The sequence below is a fragment of the Streptomyces sp. NPDC027962 genome (assembly GCF_055566095.1).
On record NZ_JBVHTA010000019.1, the window covers coordinates 9,810 to 30,687 of the forward strand.

20 protein-coding genes, 1 tRNA gene and 1 pseudogene are annotated in these 20,878 nt (G+C 71.8%); 8 read left to right on the forward strand and 14 right to left on the reverse strand.

What is annotated here, in order from left to right; translation table 11 throughout:
- Positions 1-275 precede the first annotated feature (275 nt).
- The 4 genes from mshC to ACZ4SA_RS19160 form a co-directional block, all read right to left on the reverse strand.
- Positions 276-1,505, reverse strand: a complete 1,230-nt coding sequence (mshC, locus tag ACZ4SA_RS19145) for a cysteine--1-D-myo-inosityl 2-amino-2-deoxy-alpha-D-glucopyranoside ligase (protein WP_468275805.1) — start codon at positions 1,503-1,505, stop codon at positions 276-278.
- Between the two features lie 92 nt (positions 1,506-1,597).
- Complete coding sequence (locus tag ACZ4SA_RS19150; protein WP_468275807.1) at positions 1,598-2,425, reverse strand: SCO1664 family protein; 828 nt, start codon at positions 2,423-2,425, stop codon at positions 1,598-1,600.
- A complete protein-coding gene (locus ACZ4SA_RS19155) occupies positions 2,389-2,979 on the reverse strand; it encodes a DUF3090 domain-containing protein (RefSeq protein WP_468275809.1) in 591 nt (196 codons plus the stop codon). The genes ACZ4SA_RS19150 and ACZ4SA_RS19155 overlap by 37 nt, the downstream gene beginning before the upstream one ends.
- A 130-nt stretch (positions 2,980-3,109) precedes the next feature.
- Positions 3,110-3,811, reverse strand: a complete 702-nt coding sequence (locus ACZ4SA_RS19160; RefSeq protein ID WP_468275812.1) for a histidine phosphatase family protein — start codon at positions 3,809-3,811, stop codon at positions 3,110-3,112.
- A 64-nt stretch (positions 3,812-3,875) separates the two neighbouring features.
- On the opposite strand from ACZ4SA_RS19160, the gene ACZ4SA_RS19165 reads away from it, so the two are divergent.
- Complete coding sequence (locus ACZ4SA_RS19165; RefSeq protein ID WP_468275813.1) at positions 3,876-4,868, forward strand: magnesium and cobalt transport protein CorA; 993 nt, start codon at positions 3,876-3,878, stop codon at positions 4,866-4,868.
- A 1,629-nt stretch (positions 4,869-6,497) separates the two neighbouring features.
- Here the strand turns inward: ACZ4SA_RS19165 and ACZ4SA_RS19170 are convergent.
- Both ACZ4SA_RS19170 and ACZ4SA_RS19175 read right to left on the reverse strand, forming a co-directional pair.
- Complete coding sequence (locus ACZ4SA_RS19170; RefSeq protein ID WP_468275815.1) at positions 6,498-7,283, reverse strand: ferritin-like domain-containing protein; 786 nt, start codon at positions 7,281-7,283, stop codon at positions 6,498-6,500.
- Positions 7,284-7,505: 222 nt separating this feature from the next.
- A complete protein-coding gene (locus tag ACZ4SA_RS19175) occupies positions 7,506-8,555 on the reverse strand; it encodes an LLM class F420-dependent oxidoreductase (protein WP_468275818.1) in 1,050 nt (349 codons plus the stop codon).
- A gap of 132 nt (positions 8,556-8,687) precedes the next feature.
- Between ACZ4SA_RS19175 and ACZ4SA_RS19180 the strand changes: the two genes are divergently transcribed.
- Both ACZ4SA_RS19180 and ACZ4SA_RS19185 read left to right on the forward strand, forming a co-directional pair.
- A complete protein-coding gene (locus ACZ4SA_RS19180; protein WP_468275820.1) occupies positions 8,688-9,671 on the forward strand; it encodes an aldo/keto reductase in 984 nt (327 codons plus the stop codon).
- Positions 9,668-11,968, forward strand: coding sequence for a helix-hairpin-helix domain-containing protein (locus ACZ4SA_RS19185; RefSeq protein ID WP_468275822.1), 2,301 nt, complete (start codon positions 9,668-9,670; stop codon positions 11,966-11,968). The genes ACZ4SA_RS19180 and ACZ4SA_RS19185 overlap by 4 nt, the downstream gene beginning before the upstream one ends.
- A gap of 126 nt (positions 11,969-12,094) precedes the next feature.
- Here the strand turns inward: ACZ4SA_RS19185 and ACZ4SA_RS19190 are convergent, their stop codons facing one another.
- Complete coding sequence (locus tag ACZ4SA_RS19190; RefSeq protein ID WP_468275825.1) at positions 12,095-12,751, reverse strand: hypothetical protein; 657 nt, start codon at positions 12,749-12,751, stop codon at positions 12,095-12,097.
- A 47-nt stretch (positions 12,752-12,798) separates the two neighbouring features.
- On the opposite strand from ACZ4SA_RS19190, the gene ACZ4SA_RS19195 reads away from it, so the two are divergent.
- Positions 12,799-12,987: a DUF5703 family protein gene (locus ACZ4SA_RS19195; RefSeq protein WP_100106356.1), complete on the forward strand. Its 189-nt coding sequence runs from the start codon at positions 12,799-12,801 to the stop codon at positions 12,985-12,987.
- A gap of 104 nt (positions 12,988-13,091) precedes the next feature.
- On the opposite strand, the gene ACZ4SA_RS19200 is transcribed toward ACZ4SA_RS19195, so the two are convergent.
- The 3 genes from ACZ4SA_RS19200 to ACZ4SA_RS19210 form a co-directional block, all read right to left on the reverse strand.
- On the reverse strand, positions 13,092-13,916 hold the full coding sequence (locus ACZ4SA_RS19200; RefSeq protein ID WP_468275829.1) for a chaplin: 825 nt from the start codon (positions 13,914-13,916) through the stop codon (positions 13,092-13,094).
- 142 nt (positions 13,917-14,058) lie between these two features.
- Positions 14,059-14,292 (reverse strand): chaplin, encoded by a 234-nt coding sequence (locus ACZ4SA_RS19205; RefSeq protein WP_468275831.1) that lies wholly within the window; start codon positions 14,290-14,292, stop codon positions 14,059-14,061.
- Between the two features lie 176 nt (positions 14,293-14,468).
- Positions 14,469-15,794: a M20/M25/M40 family metallo-hydrolase gene (locus tag ACZ4SA_RS19210; protein ID WP_468275834.1), complete on the reverse strand. Its 1,326-nt coding sequence runs from the start codon at positions 15,792-15,794 to the stop codon at positions 14,469-14,471.
- A gap of 182 nt (positions 15,795-15,976) precedes the next feature.
- Here ACZ4SA_RS19210 and ACZ4SA_RS19215 point away from each other — a divergent pair.
- The 3 genes from ACZ4SA_RS19215 (at position 15,977) to ACZ4SA_RS19225 (ending at position 17,449) form a co-directional block, all read left to right on the forward strand.
- A tRNA-Leu gene (locus tag ACZ4SA_RS19215) sits at positions 15,977-16,064 on the forward strand.
- A 73-nt stretch (positions 16,065-16,137) separates the two neighbouring features.
- Positions 16,138-16,461: a DMT family transporter gene (locus ACZ4SA_RS19220; RefSeq protein ID WP_468275837.1), complete on the forward strand. Its 324-nt coding sequence runs from the start codon at positions 16,138-16,140 to the stop codon at positions 16,459-16,461.
- 43 nt (positions 16,462-16,504) lie between these two features.
- On the forward strand, positions 16,505-17,449 hold the full coding sequence (locus ACZ4SA_RS19225; RefSeq protein ID WP_468275839.1) for a pseudouridine synthase: 945 nt from the start codon (positions 16,505-16,507) through the stop codon (positions 17,447-17,449).
- On the opposite strand, the gene ACZ4SA_RS19230 is transcribed toward ACZ4SA_RS19225, so the two are convergent.
- Both ACZ4SA_RS19230 and ACZ4SA_RS19235 read right to left on the reverse strand, forming a co-directional pair.
- Positions 17,422-18,051: an MBL fold metallo-hydrolase gene (locus ACZ4SA_RS19230; RefSeq protein ID WP_468275841.1), complete on the reverse strand. Its 630-nt coding sequence runs from the start codon at positions 18,049-18,051 to the stop codon at positions 17,422-17,424. The two genes, ACZ4SA_RS19225 and ACZ4SA_RS19230, sit on opposite strands and share 28 nt — an antisense overlap.
- Entirely contained in the window at positions 18,051-19,136 is a 1,086-nt protein-coding gene (locus ACZ4SA_RS19235) for an S-(hydroxymethyl)mycothiol dehydrogenase (protein WP_468275843.1), read from the reverse strand. Before ACZ4SA_RS19235 ends, ACZ4SA_RS19230 begins: the two co-directional genes overlap by 1 nt.
- A 100-nt stretch (positions 19,137-19,236) precedes the next feature.
- On the opposite strand from ACZ4SA_RS19235, the pseudogene ACZ4SA_RS19240 reads away from it, so the two are divergent.
- Positions 19,237-19,521 (forward strand): annotated as a pseudogene (locus tag ACZ4SA_RS19240) (GntT/GntP/DsdX family permease); the annotation flags it as partial.
- A gap of 97 nt (positions 19,522-19,618) precedes the next feature.
- On the opposite strand, the gene ACZ4SA_RS19245 reads toward ACZ4SA_RS19240, so the two are convergent.
- Both ACZ4SA_RS19245 and ACZ4SA_RS19250 read right to left on the reverse strand, forming a co-directional pair.
- A complete protein-coding gene (locus ACZ4SA_RS19245) occupies positions 19,619-20,269 on the reverse strand; it encodes a cytochrome b/b6 domain-containing protein (protein ID WP_468275846.1) in 651 nt (216 codons plus the stop codon).
- Entirely contained in the window at positions 20,211-20,876 is a 666-nt protein-coding gene (locus ACZ4SA_RS19250; protein ID WP_468276048.1) for a molybdopterin-dependent oxidoreductase, read from the reverse strand. The genes ACZ4SA_RS19245 and ACZ4SA_RS19250 overlap by 59 nt, the downstream gene beginning before the upstream one ends.
- Between the last annotated feature and the right edge of the window lie 2 nt (positions 20,877-20,878).

Sequence of the window (20,878 nt, forward strand, 5' to 3'; positions counted from 1 at the left end):
GGAGAAAAAACTTTGGTGTCTTCGAGCATACACAAAGACTCGCCCCCTCCCTGGGGGGGGGGGGGGGGGAGGGGGGGGGGGGGGGGGGGGCCCCCCCCCCCCCCCCCCCCCCCCCCCCCGCTCCCGCTCTCTCAGGGCGCCCACACCAACTGCCGCTGGGCGAAGGAGAAGTGACGGCGGCGCACCCGGCCGGATCCGGCCACAGGCGCAAGGGCCCCACGCGGCACCTCTGGGTGCCGCGCGGGGCCCTGAAGACGAGTTGCAGCGCAGGCGCGTTACAGTGCGACGCCCAGCAGAGCGTCGACCGCCCTGGAGACCATCCCGGGCGCGCCTTCGTCCGTGCCGCCCGTGGACTGCTGGAGCGCGGCCCAGCGGTCCACGGCGGCGAGCGCCGTGGGTGCGTCGAGATCGTTGGAGAGCGCCTCTCGGATCTCCTCGACCAGCGCCTCGGCGGACGGCCCGTCGGGGCGGGAGACGGCCGCGCGCCAGCGCGCGAGACGCTCCACCGCGTCCTGGAGCACCGCGTCGGTCCACTCCCAGTCGGCCCGGTAGTGGTGGGAGAGCAGCGCCAGCCTTATGGCGGCGGGGTCGACGCCGTCGCGCCGGAGCCGGGAGACGAAGACGAGGTTGCCCTTGGACTTGGACATCTTCTCGCCGTGGAGAGCGACCATGCCGGCGTGGACGTACGCCTTGGCGAACGGGTGCTCACCGGTGAGCGCGTGGGCGTGCGAGGCGCCCATCTCGTGGTGCGGGAAGGCGAGATCGGAGCCGCCGCCCTGCACGTCGAAGCCCATGCCGAGGTGATCGAGTGCGATGGCGACGCACTCGATGTGCCAGCCGGGCCGGCCGCGGCCGAGGGTGCCGCCGTCCCAGCTCGGCTCGCCGTCGCGGGCGGCCATCCACAGCATCGGGTCGAGCGGGTTCTTCTTGCCGGGGCGCTCGGGGTCGCCGCCGCGCTCCGCCGAGAGCAGCCGCATGGCTTCGGCGTCGAGGCGGGAGACCTCGCCGAAGTGCGGGTCGGCCCCGACGGAGAAGTAGACGTCGCCGTCGAGTTCGTATGTGGCGCCCGCGTCGCGGAGCCGCTCGACGAGCGGGACGATCCCCGGTATCGCCTCGACCGCGCCGATGTAGTGCTGCGGCGGCAGCATCCGCAGCGCGGTCATGTCCTCGCGGAACAGGGCGGTCTCGCGCTCCGCGAGCTCCGTCCAGTCGTGCCCGTCACGGATCGCGCGTTCGAGCAAGGGGTCGTCCACGTCCGTCACGTTCTGGACGTAGTGAACCTGCCGCTTGGTGTCGAGCCACACGCGCTGCACAAGGTCGAACGCGTTGTAGGTCGCCGCGTGACCCATGTGGGTCGCGTCGTACGGTGTGATGCCGCAGACGTAGATACGGGCGACGGGACCGGGGTCAAGGGTCACCAGACCGTCGGTCGCGGTGTCGTGGATCCGGAGGTCGCGGCCCTTGCCAGGCAGGGCGGGGACCTCAGAAGCGGGCCAGGCATGCATGTCATGAGCCTAACCGGACGCAGCTTCCGCATACGAACCGGATCACTGATCCTGGCCGGTTGGGCCCTCTTGCGCTTTGGCCGGTGTCATGTCTAGACAGGCGGCCAGGGGATCGCCGGCCACTCCCCCGACGGCAACGGGTGCCTGCCGGACGCGAGCAGCGCCGCCACCCGCTTGCGTACGGCATCGACCTCGGCCTCCGTGAGCAGTTCCGCCAGTCGGGTGGCGAAGGGCCCGCCGTCGGCGAGCGCCGCACCGACGGCCGTGAGCGCGGCCGTCGCCTCCGGGGGCAGCGGCTCCCCCGCCCACCCCCACAACAGCGTGCGGAGCTTGTCCTCGACGTTGAAGGTGACCCCGTGGTCGATCGCGTAGAGCGCGCCGTCGGCCGCGGGCAGCAGGTGGCCGCCCTTGCGGTCGCCGTTGTTGATCACCGCGTCGAGCACCGCGAGCCGGCGCAGCCGCATGTCGTCGGCGTGGACGAGCAGCGCGGTGCGGCCCTCGCCGACGTCGGCGAAGCCGACCGCCTTCCAGCCGTCCCCCGGCTCCTCGTCCTCGACGAGCGCCAGGATCGCGGCCTCGGGATCCGCCTCGATCCACAGCTGGACCATGCCCTCGCCGTAGGGGCCGTCGCGCAGGACGGTGGGCGGCACCAGCGCCCAGCCGGTCGCCTCCGACAGTTCGTACGCCGCCACCTCGCGCTGCGCGAGGGTGCCGTCGGGGAAGTCCCACAGCGGGCGCTCGCCGGCGATGGGCTTGTAGACGCAGTGGACTTCCTCGCCCTCGTGGGAGGCCGTGCAGTACAGCACCGCGTTCGACGCCTCGCGCACCCGTCCGCGGACCGTCAGCTCGCCCTTCGCGAGGATCGCGAGCACATCGGCCGTGCTCACGCGCCCCGTCGGTATCCGTTCTGCCGCGGGCATACGTGTCCTTCCGGATCCAGAGGCAGGCTGCACAGCGGGCACGGCGGCCGGCCGGCGTTGACCACGTCCAGTGCGCGCTTGGCGAACGCCCTGGCCTGTGCGCCGGTGAGCCGCACGCGAAGCATCGGCGGGCCGTTCTCCTCGTCCTGCAGCAGCCGCTCCTCGGCCTCGGCGAGGTCCTCCTCGGAGTCCGCCTCGAGCTCCACGAGCGCCTGCGCCTCGACGATCATGCGCTGTTCCTCGCCGTCCCACGCCAGCGCCATCGTGCCGACGCGGAATTCCTCCTCGACCGGATTGTCGAGCGGCGCGGTGTCGGAGACGTCGGCGGGCGCGACGGCCGGCACCGGCGCGTTGCCCCCGGTGCGGCGCACCACTTCGTCCAGCAGTTCGTCGATCCGCTCGGCGAGGGCGGCGACCTGTGTCTTCTCCAGAGCGACGCTGGTCACGCGCCCTGCGGCGGAGGCCTGCAGGAAGAACGTACGGCGGCCAGGCAGCCCGACCGTACCGGCCACGAAGCGCTCCGGCGGGTCGTAGAGGAACACCTGACGGGACACGTTCTGTCTCCCTCGGGATCGAAAGGATCGGTCTGTTTCTGCGTCGGGTTCCGCGTCGGTTCGCGGGGCGGTCTCTTCGTCGTGCGGGTACTGGAGCTTTTAGGCCCGTCCACCCTACTGCGCGAAGCGATCACGGTGCGCCCGCACCGCCCCCGACGACCGCGTCGCCACTTTCGCCCTTCTCCTCGGGGCCTTCCGTGCGGGGTGCCAGGAAGCCCAGATCCCCGGTGTCGCCGAGGCGCAGCAGGAACGGCCGGGTGCGGGTGTAGCGGATCGCGGTGACGGAGCACGGCTCGACATGGATGCGCTGGAACAGGTCGAGATGCAGGCCGAGAGCGTCCGCCACCAGGGACTTGATGATGTCCCCGTGCGAGCACATCACAAAGGCGGCGCCCTCGCCGTGCGCCTCGTCGACGCGCGCGTTCCAGTCGCGCACGGCGTCGACCGCCCTGGCCTGCATGGCGCGCATGGACTCACCGCCGGGGAAGGCCGCCGCGGACGGGTGCTGCTGGACGACCTCCATCAGCGGCTCGTCGGCCAGCTCCGCCAGCTTGCGCCCCGACCAGTCCCCGTAGTGGCACTCCCCGATGCGCTCGTCGGTCTCCATGCGGAGCTCCGGCCGGGTTTCCAGCAGCGGGGCGAGGGTCTCCTGGCAGCGCTCCAGCGGGCTGGAGATCACCGCCGCTATCGGCACACCGGCGAGCCGTCCGGGCAGGGCCGCCGCCTGTGCGGCTCCGCGGTCGTCGAGGCGGACACCCGGTGTCCAGCCGGCGAGTACTCCCTCGGTGTTGGCGGTGGAACGTCCGTGGCGTACGAGGATCAGCGTGGCCATGGGGGCCAGCCTACGGTCCCCGACGGGCGGGCCGGGGGTGTGCCCGGGGCACAGGCGGGGAAGAATGCGCGCCGTGATCGTGGACTGTGCCATTTATCGTGACGGACGCCGCACCGAGGGCCCGTCTGATTTTTCGGATGCCCTGGACGAGGCACGGGCCACCGGTGACGCCTTCCTGTGGATAGGGCTGCACGAGCCGACGGCGGACGAGTTCGATCATGTCGCCGACGAGTTCGTGCTGCACCCGCTCGCCGTCGAGGACGCGCTCAAGGCACATCAGCGGCCCAAGCTCGAGGTGTACGACGACTCGCTGTTCGTCGTCCTCAAACCCGTGGTGTACGAGCCGGACAGCGACTCCGTCACCACGGGCGAACTGATGGTCTTCGTAGGCGACTCGTTCGTGGTGACTGTCCGGCACGGCGAGGGCGCCCCGCTGCACGACGTGCGCGAACGGCTGGAGGCCGAGCCCGCCGTGCTGCGGCACGGGCCGACGGCGGTGCTGTACGCGATCAGTGACGCGGTCGTCGACCACTACATCGACGTCGCCGCCGAGCTCCAGGTGGACCTCGAGGAACTGGAGACCGAGGTCTTCGAACCGGCTCGCCGGGACTCGAAGAACACGGCGGCGCGGATCTACACCTTCAAGCGGCAGGTGCTCGAGTTCCGCCGGGCGGCCGGGCCGTTGGCGGCGCCGATGGCGCGGCTGGCGGGCGCGGGTGTGCCGTTCGTCCATGAGCACGCGCAACCGTTCTTCCGCGATGTGAGCGACCACCTGACGCGGGCGAACGAGCAGGTGGAAGGGCTGGACCGGCTGCTGTCGGACATTCTGTCCGCCCATCTCGCGCAGATGGGCGTCCGGCAGAACGACGACATGCGCAAGATCTCGGCGTGGGCGGCCATGGCGGCCGTGCCGACGATGGTCGCGGGGATCTACGGCATGAACTTCGAGTACATGTGGGAACTGAAGCAGCCGTGGGCGTATCCGGCGACGGCGGTGCTCATGGCAGGCGCGGTCGTCGGGCTGTACCGGCTGTTCAAACGGCGCGGCTGGCTCTGACACGGCCGAGCCCCGGTCCGGGCCTGGGCGGCGGCTGCCGGAGCCGCGCTGGTGGCCGGGGCGGCGGCTGCCGGAGCCACGCTCGCCTCGCTCGTCGCGGTGGTCGCCGGGCCCAGGTAGGCGCTCAGTACTGGACGGGCAGGCAGACCGGGGAGGCTGAGGCGGCGCCAGCCGCGGGCGAACGCCGGCGGCCGGGCCTGCCCCTCCACCACGTAGGCGACCGGCCGCTCGTCCGCGAGTGCGGCGAGGCCCGCCCGGGTGATGCTGCCGTCGTGGCCGCCGGCCTGGCGAGAGGCGCAGCCGGTGCGGAAGGCGACCCGCGGCGCCTCCGTCCCGCTGATCACACAGGGCGCGCGGACGCCTTGCCGGTGCAGCTCGGCGGCGATCCGGTCGAATGCCTTCCGGTTCTCCCGGCTGCGGTCCACCGCGCCGTGCAGCACGGAGTACTGGACCGCCAGGTGGCCGGCCAGCCCCACGGCGAGGACCGTCACCACCAGCGCACGCGGCCGCACCGCCTGGGCGATCCAGCCGAGGCACACCGCGACCGGCAGCGCGAGCAGCGCGTAGGCGGGCAGCAGGAAGCGGGGCGCGGCGTACCCGATCAGCAGCAGATACGGCACGGCCAGCGACAGTCCCGCCAGCGTCGGTACCAGGACGGCCGAGGGGCGGATCACGGAGGGGCCGGCCAGCGGATCGCGCCGGATGCGTGCCACCACCAGGGCACCCCCGGCGACCAGCAGCGGAAGGGCGAACCACCACAGGGCGGTGACCGGCCGCCGCCATGCAACGTCGCAGGGCCGGCACAGCGTCCTGCCGTCCAGCGCACGGATCTGGTCGTCGACGGCCAGGTTCAGTCCCAGGTGGCCCTGGATCTCACTGGCGCGGCTCAGGCGGGCGAGGAGCCCGCCGTATCCGGCGTAGGCCTCGATGATCCATGGGGCGCAACCGACGGCAGCTCCCACCGCGAGCGCCGCCGGCAGCGCGGGCCGCCGGCCCGTCCACGACAACGCGGCGACGACGGCGAGCGGGGCGATGAGCCAGAAGGCGTCCGTCGGCCGCATGAGCGCGACGAACGCAACGCCTGCACTGGCGCCCAGCAGGCAGGCGCGGTCGGACCGGTCGCGCGCGGCCCGCAGGAAGCAGCCGACGGTGAACAGCGCCCCGAGTGCGACCCACAGGTTCGGCATGACCTGCGGACCGTAGAACACGGTGACCCAGAGTCCGGCGAACAGCCCTCCGGCGAGGGCGACCACACGCGCGGGCAGCAGCCTTCGCCACACCGCGAGCGCCAGGAACAGTCCGGCGCCCGACAGCAGCGAGAGGTACACGCGGAGCGCTTCGACGGACGAGGTCAGGGCCGTGAGCGGCGCGACGAGGAAGGTGATGCCGCGGGCGCGCGGCGCGCTGAAGAAGGCCGCTTCGGAGCCGGGACTGACCTGACTGACGTAGACGGTCTCGTCCCAGCCGAGACTCGTTCCGGGGACGGCCAGGGCCAGCTGGACGAGGGTGTACGCGACGACCACGGCGGCGATCCACCGCAGGCCGCCCGCGGCAACGGCCTCCCTGCCTGGCCCGAGGCCGCTGCGCGGGCCTCGCGGGACCGGCGCGAGGGCCGGGACATGTGCCACCTCAGACGACGGTTGCCGTGGCGGCCGGACCGTCGAGTGCCCCGCGGCGCTCCGGCATCCTGAGGTCGACCATGCGACGCCAGCCACCGAGCCGCTCGTACACGTACATCGCGTAAATACCGGCCGCCAGCACGGCCGATCTGGCCTTCGACCAGTGCAGCAGCCGGCCCATGTGCGCCATGACGGCGAAGCTCACATCGCGGTGGACCCGGATCTCGGCGCGTGCGACCTCACGCAGCACACGCCGGATGGTGGGTCCGTGTCCGGCGGCAGCGAGGCTGAGCAACTCCTCGTGGCAGTAAACCAGGTGGCTGTCCTCCTCGTCGCAGATCATACGGATGGCCCTGCCGAGTTCCGAATGGTCCCCGAAGTACCGAACCAGCAGCTCCATCTGGTCGGCTGCCCGCTGCTCCGTCACCCGGCTGTGCGCGAGGTAGACCACGATGTCCTGCTCGGTCAGCGGTTCGTCGCGGCGCAGCTTCTCGTGGGCAAGGCCGATACCCCGCTGCTCCAGCAGCATCGTGTAGTCGGTCTCACGCGGCACGGGCACCGGGTCCAACCGCCGTTTCTTGAGCAGCGCGTTGAACAGGCGGCCGTGCTTGTCCTCGTCGGCGCCGTGCCTGGTGATCTTCGGGGCGAGCTCACGCATGCTCTCGGGAACGAGGGCGGCGATACGGCCGTTCTCCCAACCTCCCTGGGCCTCACCGCCGGCGGCGATCGAGCAGAAGAGCTGGAACGATTTGTCGCAGTCGACGATCTCCTGGAAGAGACTCCGGGCCGAGAACATGTCTGCCGCCTCCGTCTGGGCCTTGGGGACATCCGCAAAGAACGAGTCAAATGCGAGACGCCCGGGCGGGCAACAGGTGACCGGAACGGCTGCGCCGAACGGATGAGAGGGCCGGCGGCACACGGCAGTAACCGCCGGGGCCGTCGCGCGTTGTACCGCGTGACGGCCGTGGCGGGGAAGACCCCCGAGCCCCCACCACGGCCGCAGACTTCTTGAGGACTCTCAGGCGAGGCCCGCGCGCTCCAGCGCGTCGGTGCCGGCCCGCAGCGCGGTGATCCGCTCTTCGAGCGTGAAGCCGGCCGGTGCGAGGGTGAGCGTGGTGACACCGGAAGCGGCGTAGGCCTGCATCCGGTCGGCGATGCGCTCCACGGGCCCGAGCAGCGCGGTCTGGTCGATCAGCTGGTGCGGGACAGCGGCCGCCGCGCCGGCCTTGTCGCCGTCGAGGTACTTGTCCTGGATCTCGACGGCCTCCTTCTCGTAACCCATGCGCTGCGCGAGCTGGTTGTAGAAGTTCTGCTTGCGGCTGCCCATGCCACCGACGTACAGCGCGGTGTACGGCCGGAACATGTCCGCCAGGCCGTTCACGTCGTCGCCGACCGCGAGGGGCAGGGTCGGACATACGTCGAACCCGTCCATCGTCTTTCCGGCCTTCTCGCGGCCCGTACGGATGTGCCGGAGCGCGGTGTCCTCGATGTGCTCGGGCGAGGGGAAGATCAGCAGGGCGCCGTCGGCGATCTCACCGGTCTGCTCCAGGTTCTTGGGGCCGATCGCCGCGATGTAGAGCGGGATGTGCTCGCGCTGCGGGTGGACCGTGAGCTTGATGGGCTTGCCGGGGCCGTCGGGCAGCGGCAGCGTCCAGTGCTCGCCCTCGTAGGACAGGCGTTCGCGTGACATGGCCTTGCGCACGATCTCGACGTACTCGCGCGTGCGGGAGAGCGGCTTGTCGAACTTGACGCCGTACCAGCCCTCGGAGACCTGCGGTCCCGAGACGCCGAGGCCGAGGCGGAAGCGGCCGCCGGACAGCGAGTCGAGCGTGGCCGCGGTCATCGCGGTCATCGCGGGCTGGCGGGCCGGGATCTGCAGGATCGCGGAGCCGACGTCGATGCGCTCGGTCTGGGCGGCGACCCAGCTGAGCACCGTGGGGGCGTCGGAGCCGTACGCCTCCGCGGCCCAGCAGACGTCGTAGCCGAGCCTGTCGGCCTCCTTCGCGACGGCGAGGTTGTCGCCGTCCATGCCCGCGCCCCAGTAGCCGAGGTTGATGCCGAGCCGCATAAACCGCTCCCTCTTACTGATCAGTAACGTGCCTGTGCCGGGGACTCTAGCGCGGGCGAGGGCGATCCGGCAGGGGGAGGTTGTCCACAGGGGTCTCTCCGCGTGCGGCCCTGGCCAGTAATCTCAGCGCCCATGGAGCAGAGGCATCTCGGCCGTACCGGCCTGCGCGTGTCCCGGATCGGACTCGGCACCCTGACCTGGGGCCGGGACACCGACGAGCACGACGCCGCCGACCAGTTGAAGCTCTTCTGGGAGGCGGGCGGCACGCTGGTCGACACGGCGGATGTGTACGGCGGCGGGGAAGCGGAGTATCTGCTCGGGCAGCTGGTGGAGCGGTTGGTGCCGCGCAGCGACCTGGTCATGGCCACGAAAGCCGGCAGCGTGCCGGACCCGGACCGGCGCTTCGACGGCTCGCGTGGTCATCTGCTCGCCGCACTGGACGCGTCGCTGGCGCGGCTCGGGACGGACTACGTGGACCTGTGGCAGGTCCACGCCTTCGACCCGGACACCCCGCTCGACGAGACGCTGCAGGCCCTGGACATCGCGGTCAGCAGCGGGCGCGCACGGTACGCCGGCGTGTCGAACTTCTGCGGATGGCAGCTGGCCAAGGCGGCGACCTGGCAGCTGGCCGCTCCGGGGGTGCGGACACGGCTCGCGAGCACGCAGATGGAGTACTCGCTGTTGCAGCGGGGTGTGGAGCGGGAGGTGCTGCCCGCAGCACTCGACCTCGGCGTGGGGCTGCTGCCTTCGTCGCCGCTGGGGCGGGGGGTGCTCACCGGGAAGTACCGGGCGGGAACGCCCGCCGACTCCCGCGGCGCGTCGGAACAGATGGCGCCGTTCGTCGAGCCGTACCTGGACGAGGCCGCGAGCCGCATCGTGGACGCGGTCGTCACAGCGGCGGACGGCCTCGCGGCAACGCCGCTGGAGGTGGCGCTGGCGTGGGTACGCGACCGGCCGGGAGTGGCCGCCCCCATCGTCGGAGCGCGCAACGCACAGCAACTCGCGGCCGCGTTGTCAGTGGAGGCGCTTAGTCTTCCTGACGAGATCTGCCGGGCGCTCGACGATGTGTCGGCGCCGGTGCACCACTATCCGGACCAGGACTGGAGCACGCTGTGACCGCGTCTTCCCGGGGCACGCCCCCCGGCCCCCCGGCCGAGCCCGACCCCGTCGGCCCCACCCCTCCCCCGCCCGCCCACCCGGCCGCGGCTGGGGCGGAGGACGGGCGCGGCGCGACAGCGGACGGGCTTGGCGCGAAGGACGCGACGGAGGATGCGGAGGTGCACGGCCCGGCGACCGACGACGCAGAGGCCGCAGGCGGGCGCCACGAACACGCCACCGGTGCCGAAGGCGGCGACGGCCCGGCCAACGGGGCCGACGACAGCCCGGCGACCGACGGCACGGACGCCGCGGACGGGGGCCATGAACGGGCGACCGGTGCCGAAGGCGCGGAGGTTGGTGAGCTTGAGGCTGAGATTGCCGCGCAGAAGGCGTTGAGGGCACGAATCGAGCAGCGGAAGGCCGAGAGGGGCGGGCCTCTGCCCAGCGGGGCGAAGCTGAGCGGCAAGGCCGCGGATCTGCTCGCCGCCGTGCGGGCCGTGGAGAGCGGCGAGAAGGCGGGCGCGGCGTACTTCGGGTCGCCCGCTCCGGAGCCCCGGCGCCCCGCTCCTGTCGCCACGCCGCCGATCCGGGTCGCCAAGGCGGCCGAGCCGGCAGCTGTCGCGGTGGCTCCGGAGAGCGTTGCCGCGGTGCGGGCGGTGCTCGCGAAGGGCGGGGCGCCCGAGGCCCTCGCGGGGCAGGTCGCGGAGGTCCTCGGCGAGACGGCCGCGGACGTGCTCGCCGAGGACCCCTGGCAGCTGCTGTCCGTGCCGGGGGTACGCCCCGAGCAGGCGGACGGCTTCGCCCGCGCGCTGCTCGGCGGGAACGCCGGCCCCGGCGACGAGCGGCGGACGTCGGCGCTCGTGCTCTGGCTGCTGGAGCGCGCCGCGCTCCAGGGGCACACGGCCCTCGAGGCCCCGGCCGTACGCTCCGCGCTCGCGGAGCGGTCCGTGCCGGACCCGGACGAGGCCGTTCAGCAGGCCGTCGCCGACGGTGCCGTCCTGGTGTTCCAGGACGGCTTGGAGGAGGACGAGGAGGGCGAAGGGGCCGCGGAGGCCGCACGGGTCCTGCTCGGGCTCGACCGGTACGCGATGGCGGAGGAGAGCCTCGCGGACGGGCTGGCCCGGCTGGTCAGGACCGGCCCGGCCGATGCCTGGGACGGGCCCGACCTCGTCCGGGCAGCCGGGGGGCACGGGCTGGTCGTGCACACCGGCGGCGAGGCGGCGCGGGCCGAGCCGGTCGCCCTCGTGGAGACGGCCCGACGCCTGGGCCTTCGGGCCGCCGTGGCGGTGCACGGGGAGAACTGCCGCCGCAGGCTGGGCCCGGACGTCGACGCCGTGACCGTCGCCGCGCTGCTGGCCGGCACCGCGGGCCCCGGCCGGGACGAGGACGGCGCGTTCGGACTGGACCTGCTGGTCGTGCTTGACGCGCCGCAGCTCGACGTCGAGACCGGGGCGATGCTGGTGGAGTCGATGCCGGACGGCAGCCGGCTGGTGCTCAGCGGCGACCCCGGAGTGCTGGGCGGCCCCGGCGCTGGCTGGGTGTTCGCGGATGTGCTGGCTGCCCGGGTGTGCCCGCAGATCGCGTCGCGCACGCCCGATCCCGGGCCGATCGGCGAGCTGGTGTCGGGCGTCGGCATCGGAGAGCTGAACCAGGTGGCCGCCCCCGGCAAGGAGGTCGTGATCGTCCCGGTGCGGGACGCCGGCGAGGCCGTGCACCGTGCGGTCCAGCTGGTCGCCGACTCGGTGCCGCGGGCCATCGGGGTGCCGGCCGAGCAGACCCAGGTGATCACCGTGGGCCACGGTGGCGCCGCAGGCACCCGAGCGCTCAACGCGGCGCTGAAGCAGCGCCTCAACCCGGGCGACGGCCGCTTCGCCGGCTTCGACCCGGGCGACCGGGTCGCCTGTACGCAGGCCCTCGGCCGGACGCTTACCGGGACGGTAGTCTCCGCGGACGCGAGCGGCCTGCATCTCGACTGCGACGGCATCAAGACCTTGGTGACCAAGGACCGCGTGGAATCGGTGCTGCGCCACGGCTGGGCGATGACCGCACATCAGGCGGCGGGCATGCGGTGGCCGGCGGTGGTCGTCGTACTGCCGGGGGACGCCGCTCAGGGGCTGAGCAGGCCCTGGGTGTACACCGCGTTCGGCCGCGCCGAGCGGCATCTGTCCGTGGTGCACGGCGTGGACCAGGCGTTGCCGCGCGCCGTGGCGGAGGTGCCGGCCGCCCCGCGCACCACGCGGCTGGGGACGCTGCTGGAGGGCCTGCTGGCCGAGCCCGCACCTCAGACGCGGCAGCCGCCGACGGAGGCGCCGTAGCGGCCCCGGCCCGGGACGACCGCCGAGGGTCGTCCCGGGCCGGGGGCCGGGTCGTGCGCACATTGGCCTGATCCGCACGGAATCCGCCGGCGCTCTGGCGCGATCCTTCGGTTCCGCACAGCCGAATCAGGAGTCGTCTTCGAGATCCACCCGCTCCTCGCGCAGTTCGTCCTCGTCGAAGACCGAGCTGACGTCGAAGCGGCACACGACCCGCTCCGGGTCCGCCTGGTCGAAGGGGACGCTCAGCCATTCCCCGGGCTCGGGAAGTTCGTCGGCCGCGGACACCCACAGCGTGGAGTCGCCCTCCTCGAGGCCGAACTCCTTGTGCCGTGAAGCGATCTCGTCGGGTTCGTACTCCCCGAAGAGCACCCCCAGAGCCGAGTGCACGCTCGTGCCGACGACCGGGACGTTCGCCGCCGGCTCGTCGTCCTGCTCGATGTCGGCGATGCGCTGCGCCTGCGCGAGCAGCCGCTGCGGCTCCACCACCGCGTAGTCCCGGCGGATCAGCACACTCAGCGCGTTCGGCTCCTCCGGCCCCGCATACGGTGGCAGCGAATCGTCCGCGCCCGGGATCTCGAAGGGTGTGACCTCGTCGTACCGGTCGTAGAGCCGCTCGTCGTACGCCTCGGCCGCCGCGGCGAGCGCGTTGAACGCGTCGTAGACGGCCGGGTCGTCGTCGCCCGTGCGGTTCTCGACCGCCTCGAGGTGACGGTCCAGTGCGGCTTTGACCGCCTCGGCGGCGGCACGTACCTCGGCAGCGGTGGGCTGCGCAGCATCAGACATAGTGCAGACGCTATCCGTACCGGGGCGCTGCCCGCACAATAGATGCGATGCCGGAATACGAATTTGTCGACGTTTACGTGCCGCGCGGGGTTTCCCGCAAGGAAGCGACCCGTCTGCTGACCGACCATGCCGAGTACGGACACTGGGAGTTGGACCGATTGACCCTGCACCGGGACGGCAGCCGCAGGGTGCGGCTGCGCCGGCGCATCATCCGCCAGGTGCGGGCCACCTGGTGACCCTGAGTACGGGCAGATGAAGGAGCGGGCCCCCGCGACCGCGGGGACCCGCTCCTTCGAATACCGCTGAGCCAGGGCCCCGACCAGGGCCCCGGCACGCATGCCTACGCAGCCGCGCGGGCCCGCCGGTACAGCACCGTTCCGGCCAGCAGCAGGCCCACGCCCGCCGGGGCCAGCAGGTCGAGCGTGTCCATTCCGGTCTCCGCGAGCTGGTCCCCGCCGTCACCGGGCGTGCCGGTACGCGTGTCGGGGGTGTTCGGCTCGTCCGGGGTCTCCGGGGTCTCCGGGGTCTCCGGGGTCTCCGGGGTCTGCGGAGTCTGCGGGGTTTGCGGAGTCTGCGGAGTCTGCGGGGTTTGCGGAGTCTGCGGCGTGGAGGGCTCCTCCGGCGTGCCGGGCTCCTCCGGCGTGGAGGGCTCTTCCGGATTGCCGGGCTCCTCCGGGTTACCGGGCTCCTCCGGGTTACCGGGCTCCTCCGGGCCGCCGGGCTGCTCCGTGCCGCCGCCCGCGTCGTGCGCGCACTCGTTGCCGAACGCCGGGTTGAGCAGCCCGACGACGTCCACGGTGTTGCCGCAGACGTTGACCGGTACGTGGACCGGCGCCTGGACCTGGTTGCCCGACAGAACGCCGGGCGAGTTGCTCGCCTGGCCCTCGGCTCCGGAACCGCCGCCGCCGTTCTGGTCCGAGCCGGACGCATTGACGCACGTGTTGCCGAACGCCGGGTTGAGCAGCCCGACGACGTTGACGGTGTTGCCGCAGACGTTCATCGGAACGTGCACGGGCACCTGGACGGAGTTCCCGGACAGCACGCCGGGCGAGTGCGATGTCTCCCCGACCGCTCCGGCGTCCGCCTGTGCGTAGCCGCCGCCGAGGGCGAGTACCCCACCCGCGGCCGCCACGGTGATCAGGCCTTTGCGCGTGACCTGTCGCATGTCTTGTTGCCTGCCTTCCAGCTTCACGAATACCCCTGGGCACATGCCGAGGGGTCGAAGAAGCGGGCGACTCCGGAGTGCATGGCGCACACTCCGGAGCCGCCCGGATTCAAGCCCTGTCCGGTGGGACCGGCTCACAACGTCACACGTTGGCGCACTCGTTGCCGAAGGCGGGGTTCAGCAGGCCGACGACGTCGACCGTGTTGCCGCACAGGTTCACGGGCACGTGGACCGGCAGCTGAACCAGGTTGCCCGACAGGACGCCGGGAGAGTTCACGGCGGCACCGCTGGCACCGGAGTCGGCCATGGCCATGCCCGCACCGGCGAGCAGCAGACCACTGGTGGCAGCCGCAGTCGCGACGACCTTCTTGATCATTGTTCCTCCTGTTGGCAAATGCGATCCCAGCCGCGGACCGCATCACCTGTAACGAGGAGGGAGCAGCGGGGCTACGAGCCGTCACGCCCATTCACTCTTTCAAGTCACTTGCGTACGCGCGGACGATAATCGGAGCGTCATCCGAGCAGCCCGGCGCGGCGCACCCGTGGACCGTTTCAGCACTGGTCGATGAACCGGTCGAGGACCCGCACGCCGAACTTCAGTCCGTCCACCGGCACCCGCTCGTCCACGCCGTGGAACATGCCGGCGAAGTCCAGCTCCGGCGGCAGCTTGAGCGGCGCGAAGCCGAAGCAGCGGATGCCGAGGTCGTCGAAGGACTTGGCGTCGGTGCCGCCGGAGAGCATGTACGGCACGGCCCGGGCGATCGGGTCCTCGGCCTTGAGCGCGACCTGCATCGCGTCGACGAGCGCGCCGTCGAAGCTGGTCTCCAGCGCCTTGTCGCCGTGCACGTCCTCACGCTTGACGCGGGGACCGAGCAGCCGGTCAAGGTCGGCGAGGAACTCCTCCTCGTAGCCCGGCAGGAAGCGTCCGTCGACATGGGCGGTGGCCTGCCCGGGGATGACGTTCACCTTGTAACCGGCGCCGAGCATGGTGGGGGCCGCGGAGTTGCGCAGGGTCGCGCCGACCATCTTGGCGATGCCGCCGAGCTTGGCGAGGGTGGCGTCCATGTCCTCCGGGTCGAGCGGGGTGCCGAGCGCGTCGGAGAGCTCGTCGAGGAAGGACCGCACGGTCTTGGTGGCCCTGACCGGCCAGGTGTGGCGGCCGAGCCGGCCGACGGCCTCGCACAGCTCGGTGATGGCGTTGTCGTTGTTGGTCATCGACCCGTGGCCCGCGGTGCCTTCCACGGTCAGGCGCATCCAGTGCATGCCCTTCTGCGCCGTCTCCACGAGGTAGAGCCGCAGGTTCTCGTTGACGGTGAAGGAGAAGCCGCCGACCTCTCCGATGGCCTCCGTAACGCCCTCGAACAGTCCCGGGTGCTTGTCGACGAGATACCGGGCGCCGTAGGTGCCGCCCGCCTCCTCGTCGGCGAGGAAGGCCAGGACGATGTCGCGCGGGGGCTTCCGGCCGCTGCGCAGCCGGTCCCGTACGACCGCGAGGGTCATGGCGTCCATGTCCTTCATGTCCACCGCGCCGCGGCCCCAGACGCAGTCGTCCGCGACCTCGCCGGAGAACGGGTGGTGGGTCCAGTCGTCCGCGTTCGCGGGCACCACGTCGAGATGGCCGTGGATGAGCAGCGCAGGCTTGGACGGGTCCTCGCCCTCGATGCGGGCGACGGTGGAGGCGCGGCCCTTGTGCGACTCGAGGATCTGCGGCTCGAGGCCGACCTCGGCGAGCTTCTCCGCGACGTACTCGGCCGCCACGCGCTCTCCGGGGCCGGAATGGTCGCCGTAGTTGCTGGTGTCGATCCTGATCAGCTCACGGCAGAGATCGACGACCTCGTCCTCGCCCGTTACCGCCCGGGCCGTGTTCGACTCGCTCACGCTGATTCCTCCCGCTGTCGCTGCTGGTGGTCGGCCCATCCTCTCGCCATCGTGCCTCTCGGCCCAAGGGCGGCGCCCGGCCCATGGCGGCGGAGGCGTGCCGAGGGGGTGATCGAGGGGGGTCGAATGTTTGCTATGGTTTTCCACGTCGGAACGGCCCAGGGCCGCGAGACAGACACCTTGTCCGGGTGGCGGAATGGCAGACGCGCTAGCTTGAGGTGCTAGTGCCCTTTATCGGGCGTGGGGGTTCAAGTCCCCCCTCGGACACCAGCAAGATCCCCACGGATTTCCGTGGGGATCTTTGTGTTTGCCGACTTTCCTTCCCGACCCGAAGGTGGAGCCCATGGGATTCGTTCTGGTGGTGGGCGCCATCATCTCCGAGGTGATCGGCACGTTGGCGCTCCGGGCGTCGTACGGGCTGAGCCGTCTCGGACCGAGCGTGCTGGTCGTGGTCGGTTACGCGGCGGCGTTCGTCATGCTGGCGCAGGCCCTCAAGACGCTGAACGTGGGGCCCGTCTACGCGATCTGGTCCGGGGTGGGCACGGTGGGGGCGTTCGTGGGCGGGGTGCTGCTCTTCGACGAGCCCGTGAAGCCCGCGACGCTGATCGGTATCGCACTGGTGGTCGCCGGAGTGGCCGTGATGTATCTCGGCGGCATGAAGCACTGAAGGCCGCAAACAGGCTCGCTGAAGGCCGCATACAGTCTTGTCGGTGAGACGCAGAAACAGGGCGGTGCCGATCGCCCCGCTCCCCCAGCGCGACGGTGTGGACCCGGTGCGGCTGCGGCTTCCGGAGGACCCGGACGGCGCCTGGCCCACGGTGCGGGACCATCTGCTGGCGCGGTACGGGGGCGCGGTCGGCCCCGGGCGCCTCGAGGCGATGCTGCAGGACGGGCGTTTCGCCGGCGAGGACGGACCGGTGGCCGGGGACGAGCCGTACGAGGCCGGCCGGTATCTCTGGTTCCACCGGGACTTCCCCGTCGAAGAACGGGTGCCGTTCGAGATCGGGATCGTGCACCGTGACGAGCGCATCGTGATCGCCGACAAGCCGCACTTCCTGGCGACCGTGCCGCGCGGCAGCCATGTGAAGGAGACGGCGCTGGCGCGGCTGCGCCGCGATCTGGATCTGCCCGCCCTCCAGCCCGCGCACCGGCTGGACCGGCTCACTGCGGGTCTGGTGCTCTTCGTCGTACGGCCCGGGGACCGGGGCGCGTACCAGACGCTGTTCCGTGACCGGCAGGTGCGCAAGGAGTACGAGGCGATCGCGCCGTACGACCCGGCGGTGGTGCTGCCGCGCACCGTGCGCAGCCGGATCGTCAAGCAGCGGGGCGTGCTCGCGGCCGGCGAGGAGCCGGGCGAGCCGAACAGCGAGACCCGGGTGGGGCTGCTCGCCGAACGCGGCGGGCTCGGCCGGTACCGGCTGCTGCCGGCCACCGGCCGTACCCATCAGCTGCGGGTCCATATGAACGGTCTGGGGTTGCCGATCCTGAACGACCCGCTGTTTCCCGTCGTGCTGCCCGAGGCGCCGGAGGACTTCTCGCATCCGCTGCAGTTGCTGGCGCGGGCGCTGGAGTTCACCGACCCGGTCACGAAGGAGCACCGCCGCTTCGAGAGCCGGCTGACGCTCGCTCAGTGGCCCCGGTCGACCCATTCCTGAAGGTGGGGCGCCTCGGCCCCGATGGTGGTCGTGTCGCCGTGACCGGTACGGACGACCGTCTCGGGCGGCAGCGTGAACACCCGGTCGCGGATCGAGTCGATGATCGTCGGGAAGTGGGAGAAGGACCGGCCCGTCGCGCCGGGCCCGCCCTGGAAGAGGGTGTCTCCGGTGAAAACGCTGGTGAGGCCGGGGGCGTGGAGGCAGACCGCCCCGGGAGCGTGCCCCGGGGTGTGCAGGACGGTCAGTTCGGTGCCCGCGACGGCGATCACTTCTCCGTCGGCGAGCTCAGCGTCGGGGGCGCGCTCTGGGTGGGTCTGCTTCCACAGGGGCAGGTCGTCCGGGTGGAGCAGGACGGGCGCGCCGGTGGCCGCGGCGAGCGCCGGGGCGGCGTCGATGTGGTCGTTGTGCGCGTGTGTACAGACGATGGCGCGCAGGGTACGGCCGCCGAGCGCGGCGAGGATCGCGTCGGCGTCGTGGGCGGCGTCGATGACGATCGCCTCCGTGTCGTCACCGACGATCCAGACGTTGTTGTCGACGTCCCAGGTGCCGCCGTCGAGCGAGAAAGTACCGGAGGTGACCAGGTGGTCGATACGGGCGGCCATCAGAAGACCACCACCGATCGCAGTACATCGCCCTCGTGCATGCGGGCGAAGGCCTTCTCCACGTCGCCGAGCCCGATGGTCTCCGTCACGAAGGCGCCGAGGTCGATCCGGCCCTGCTGGTGCAGGTCGATGAGCATCGGGAAGTCGCGCGAGGGCAGGCAGTCGCCGTACCAGGACGACTTGAGGGCGCCGCCGCGGCCGAAGACGTCCAGCAGTGGCAGCTCGAGCTTCATGTCGGGGGTGGGGACACCGACGAGAACAACGGTGCCGGCGAGGTCCCTGGCGTAGAAGGCCTGCTTGTACGTCTCCGGGCGGCCGACGGCTTCGATCACGACGTCCGCGCCGAAGCCGCCCGTCAGCTCGCGGATGGCCTCGACGGGGTCGGTGCTGCGCGAGTTGACGGTGTGGGTGGCGCCCATCTTCTTCGCGGTGGCGAGCTTGCGGTCGTCGATGTCGACGGCGATGATCCTGGCCGCTCCGGCGAGCCGTGCGCCGACGACGGCGGCGTCGCCGACGCCGCCGCAGCCGATGACGGCCACGCTGTCGCCGCGACCGACCTGGCCGGTGTTGACGGCGGCGCCGATGCCGGCCATCACGCCGCAGCCCAGCAGGCCCGCGACGGCCGGGGAGACCTCGGGGTCGACCTTGGTGCACTGGCCGGCGGCGACCAGGGTCTTCTCCGCGAAGGCGCCGATGCCCAGTGCCGCCGACAGCTCGGTGCCGTCCGCGAGGGTCATCTTCTGTCGCGCGTTGTGGGTGTCGAAGCAGTACCAGGGCCGTCCGCGCTCGCAGGCGCGGCAGCGGCCGCACACGGCGCGCCAGTTGAGGATCACGAAGTCGCCGGGCCGGACGTCGGTGACGCCGTCGCCGACCGACTCGACGACGCCGGCCGCCTCGTGGCCCAGCAGGAACGGGAAGTCGTCGTTGATCCCGCCCTGCTTGTAGTGCAGATCGGTGTGGCAGACCCCGCAGGCCCGCACCTGAACCACGGCCTCGCCCGGACCCGGGTCGGGGACGGTGATCGTCTCCACCCGTACCGGCTCGTTCCTCCCGGGTGCGATCACACCGTGCACCTGCTGCGGCATCGCAGAACCTGCCCTTCCTCGCGCAGTGGACGTCACCCCCCACTATGGCCCGTGCGGGAGGTCGCCGAGGCCCTGATCGGCGGGACGGGCGGCGCGTGCCACCTCGGCGGGCAACGCCCAGCTCGGCATCGCCGTCATCGTCCTGCTCGTCACCAAGTTCAAGCTGCACGCCTTCCCGGCGCTGACCATCGGGGCGCTCGCGCTGGGCGCGTTCGCCGGTGCGCCCCTGGACAAGACGATCACCTCGTTCACGCCCGGCCTCGGCTCCACCGTGGCGGGCGTCGGCGTGCTGATCGCGCTGGGCGCGATCCTGGGCAAGCTCCTCGCCGACTCCGGCGGGGCGGACCAGATCGTCGACACGATCCTCGCCAAGGCGGAGCAGCGCGATCAGCGGCGATCCGATGACGTCGGTGACCCGCTGCACCGGGTGCTCCGGGTCGTCCACGAGAACACCACTTCGCGTGGCGTCCGCCGCGCAGCCCTCACCACTTCGCGTGACGGTCGCGCGACCACTGGCGCTCGACCGACCCGGTACGCATGCCACGGCGTGCCTCCGGGTCGGCGAGCGCCATCGCGATGTGTCCGGCGACGACGACCCCGATGGCGAGCGCGAGCCAGTCGTGGACGAAGGTGGCGCTCGTACGCCACACCAGCGGGGCGAGGCCGGTGAACCACATCAGCAGCCCCGTGCCGAGCATGACGAGGACGGCGCCCGCGATCCAGGCCGCGTAGATCTTCTGCCCGGCGTTGAACTTGCCCGCCGGCCGGGCGGAGGCCCGGCGGTCCCGGCGGCGAACGGCACGCAGCCACTCGCGGTCGTACGGAGCGAAGCGGTTCAGACGGCGCAGATCGGCCCGGAAGGCGCGGGAGCCGAGGCCCAGCAGGAACGGCACGGGCAGCAGCAGCCCCGACCACTCGTGGACGGTGACCACGAGGTGGCGGCGGCCGACGAGTTCGGCGAGCTGGGGGACGTAGAGCGCCGCGGCGGTCGCGATACAGAGCAGCATCAGGGCGGCTGTCGTGCGGTGCACCCAGCGCTCGGCGGGGCTGAATCTCGCTCTGCGGGTAGGGACCTCAGACGGTGGGGGTGTCGGTGCGGCCGTTGGACCTGCCGACCCATGCGTCGACGTCATAGCCCCGCTCCTCCCAGTAGCCGGGGACGACGCCCGACGTGACGGTGATCCCTGACAGCCACTTCGCCGACTTGTAGAAGTACATCGGCGCCACATAGAGACGGACCGGGCCGCCGTGCGAGTGGCTGACCGGCTTGTCCTGCATCTGCAGTGCGACGAGGACGTCGTCGCGGCGGGCCTGCGAGAGGGTCAGGCTCTCGCTGTAGGTGCCGTCGAAGCAGGTGAAACGGATGGCCCGTGCCTCTGGGCGCACGCCGGCGGCGTCCAGGAGATGGGAGAGCTTCACACCTTCGAAGGGTGTGTCCGGCACCCGCCACCCGGTGACGCACTGCACGTCCCGTACGACCCGCGTCTGCGGAAGGGACCGCAGGTCGGCGAGGCTGTAGGTGGCGGGGCTCCGGACCAGGCCGTCGACCGTGAGGCGGTAGTTCCGGGCGTCCTTGCGGGGAACGGAGGTGGCGACGGAGTAGTAGCGGAAGCCGCCTCCGTTGGGCAGGAGCCCGGTGAGCCCGGTCGGGTCCTTGTCGGCCGCCGCCCCCAGGAACGCCTCCATGCCGCGCTGCACGTACGGCGCGGTGGCGACGCCGGCGGCGCCCAGCCCCAGCATGC

What these genes read in the sequence shown, in the direction of transcription:
- ACZ4SA_RS19160 (WP_468275812.1), bottom strand. Translation starts at nt 3,811, where the DNA reads ATGGCCACGCTGATCCTCGTACGCCACGGACGTTCCACCGCCAACACC.
- ACZ4SA_RS19180 (WP_468275820.1), top strand. Translation starts at nt 8,688, where the DNA reads ATGGAGCAGAGGCATCTCGGCCGTACCGGCCTGCGCGTGTCCCGGATC.
- ACZ4SA_RS19205 (WP_468275831.1), bottom strand. Translation starts at nt 14,292, where the DNA reads ATGATCAAGAAGGTCGTCGCGACTGCGGCTGCCACCAGTGGTCTGCTG.
- ACZ4SA_RS19150 (WP_468275807.1), bottom strand. Translation starts at nt 2,425, where the DNA reads ATGCCCGCGGCAGAACGGATACCGACGGGGCGCGTGAGCACGGCCGAT.
- ACZ4SA_RS19175 (WP_468275818.1), bottom strand. Translation starts at nt 8,555, where the DNA reads ATGCGGCTCGGCATCAACCTCGGCTACTGGGGCGCGGGCATGGACGGC.
- ACZ4SA_RS19230 (WP_468275841.1), bottom strand. Translation starts at nt 18,051, where the DNA reads ATGGCCGCCCGTATCGACCACCTGGTCACCTCCGGTACTTTCTCGCTC.
- ACZ4SA_RS19195 (WP_100106356.1), top strand. Translation starts at nt 12,799, where the DNA reads ATGCCGGAATACGAATTTGTCGACGTTTACGTGCCGCGCGGGGTTTCC.
- ACZ4SA_RS19165 (WP_468275813.1), top strand. Translation starts at nt 3,876, where the DNA reads ATGCGCGCCGTGATCGTGGACTGTGCCATTTATCGTGACGGACGCCGC.
- ACZ4SA_RS19245 (WP_468275846.1), bottom strand. Translation starts at nt 20,269, where the DNA reads ATGACGTCGACGCATGGGTCGGCAGGTCCAACGGCCGCACCGACACCC.
- ACZ4SA_RS19200 (WP_468275829.1), bottom strand. Translation starts at nt 13,916, where the DNA reads ATGCGACAGGTCACGCGCAAAGGCCTGATCACCGTGGCGGCCGCGGGT.
- ACZ4SA_RS19170 (WP_468275815.1), bottom strand. Translation starts at nt 7,283, where the DNA reads ATGTTCTCGGCCCGGAGTCTCTTCCAGGAGATCGTCGACTGCGACAAA.
- ACZ4SA_RS19220 (WP_468275837.1), top strand. Translation starts at nt 16,138, where the DNA reads ATGGGATTCGTTCTGGTGGTGGGCGCCATCATCTCCGAGGTGATCGGC.
- ACZ4SA_RS19250 (WP_468276048.1), bottom strand. Translation starts at nt 20,876, where the DNA reads ATGCTGGGGCTGGGCGCCGCCGGCGTCGCCACCGCGCCGTACGTGCAG.
- ACZ4SA_RS19235 (WP_468275843.1), bottom strand. Translation starts at nt 19,136, where the DNA reads ATGCCGCAGCAGGTGCACGGTGTGATCGCACCCGGGAGGAACGAGCCG.
- mshC (WP_468275805.1), bottom strand. Translation starts at nt 1,505, where the DNA reads ATGCATGCCTGGCCCGCTTCTGAGGTCCCCGCCCTGCCTGGCAAGGGC.
- ACZ4SA_RS19190 (WP_468275825.1), bottom strand. Translation starts at nt 12,751, where the DNA reads ATGTCTGATGCTGCGCAGCCCACCGCTGCCGAGGTACGTGCCGCCGCC.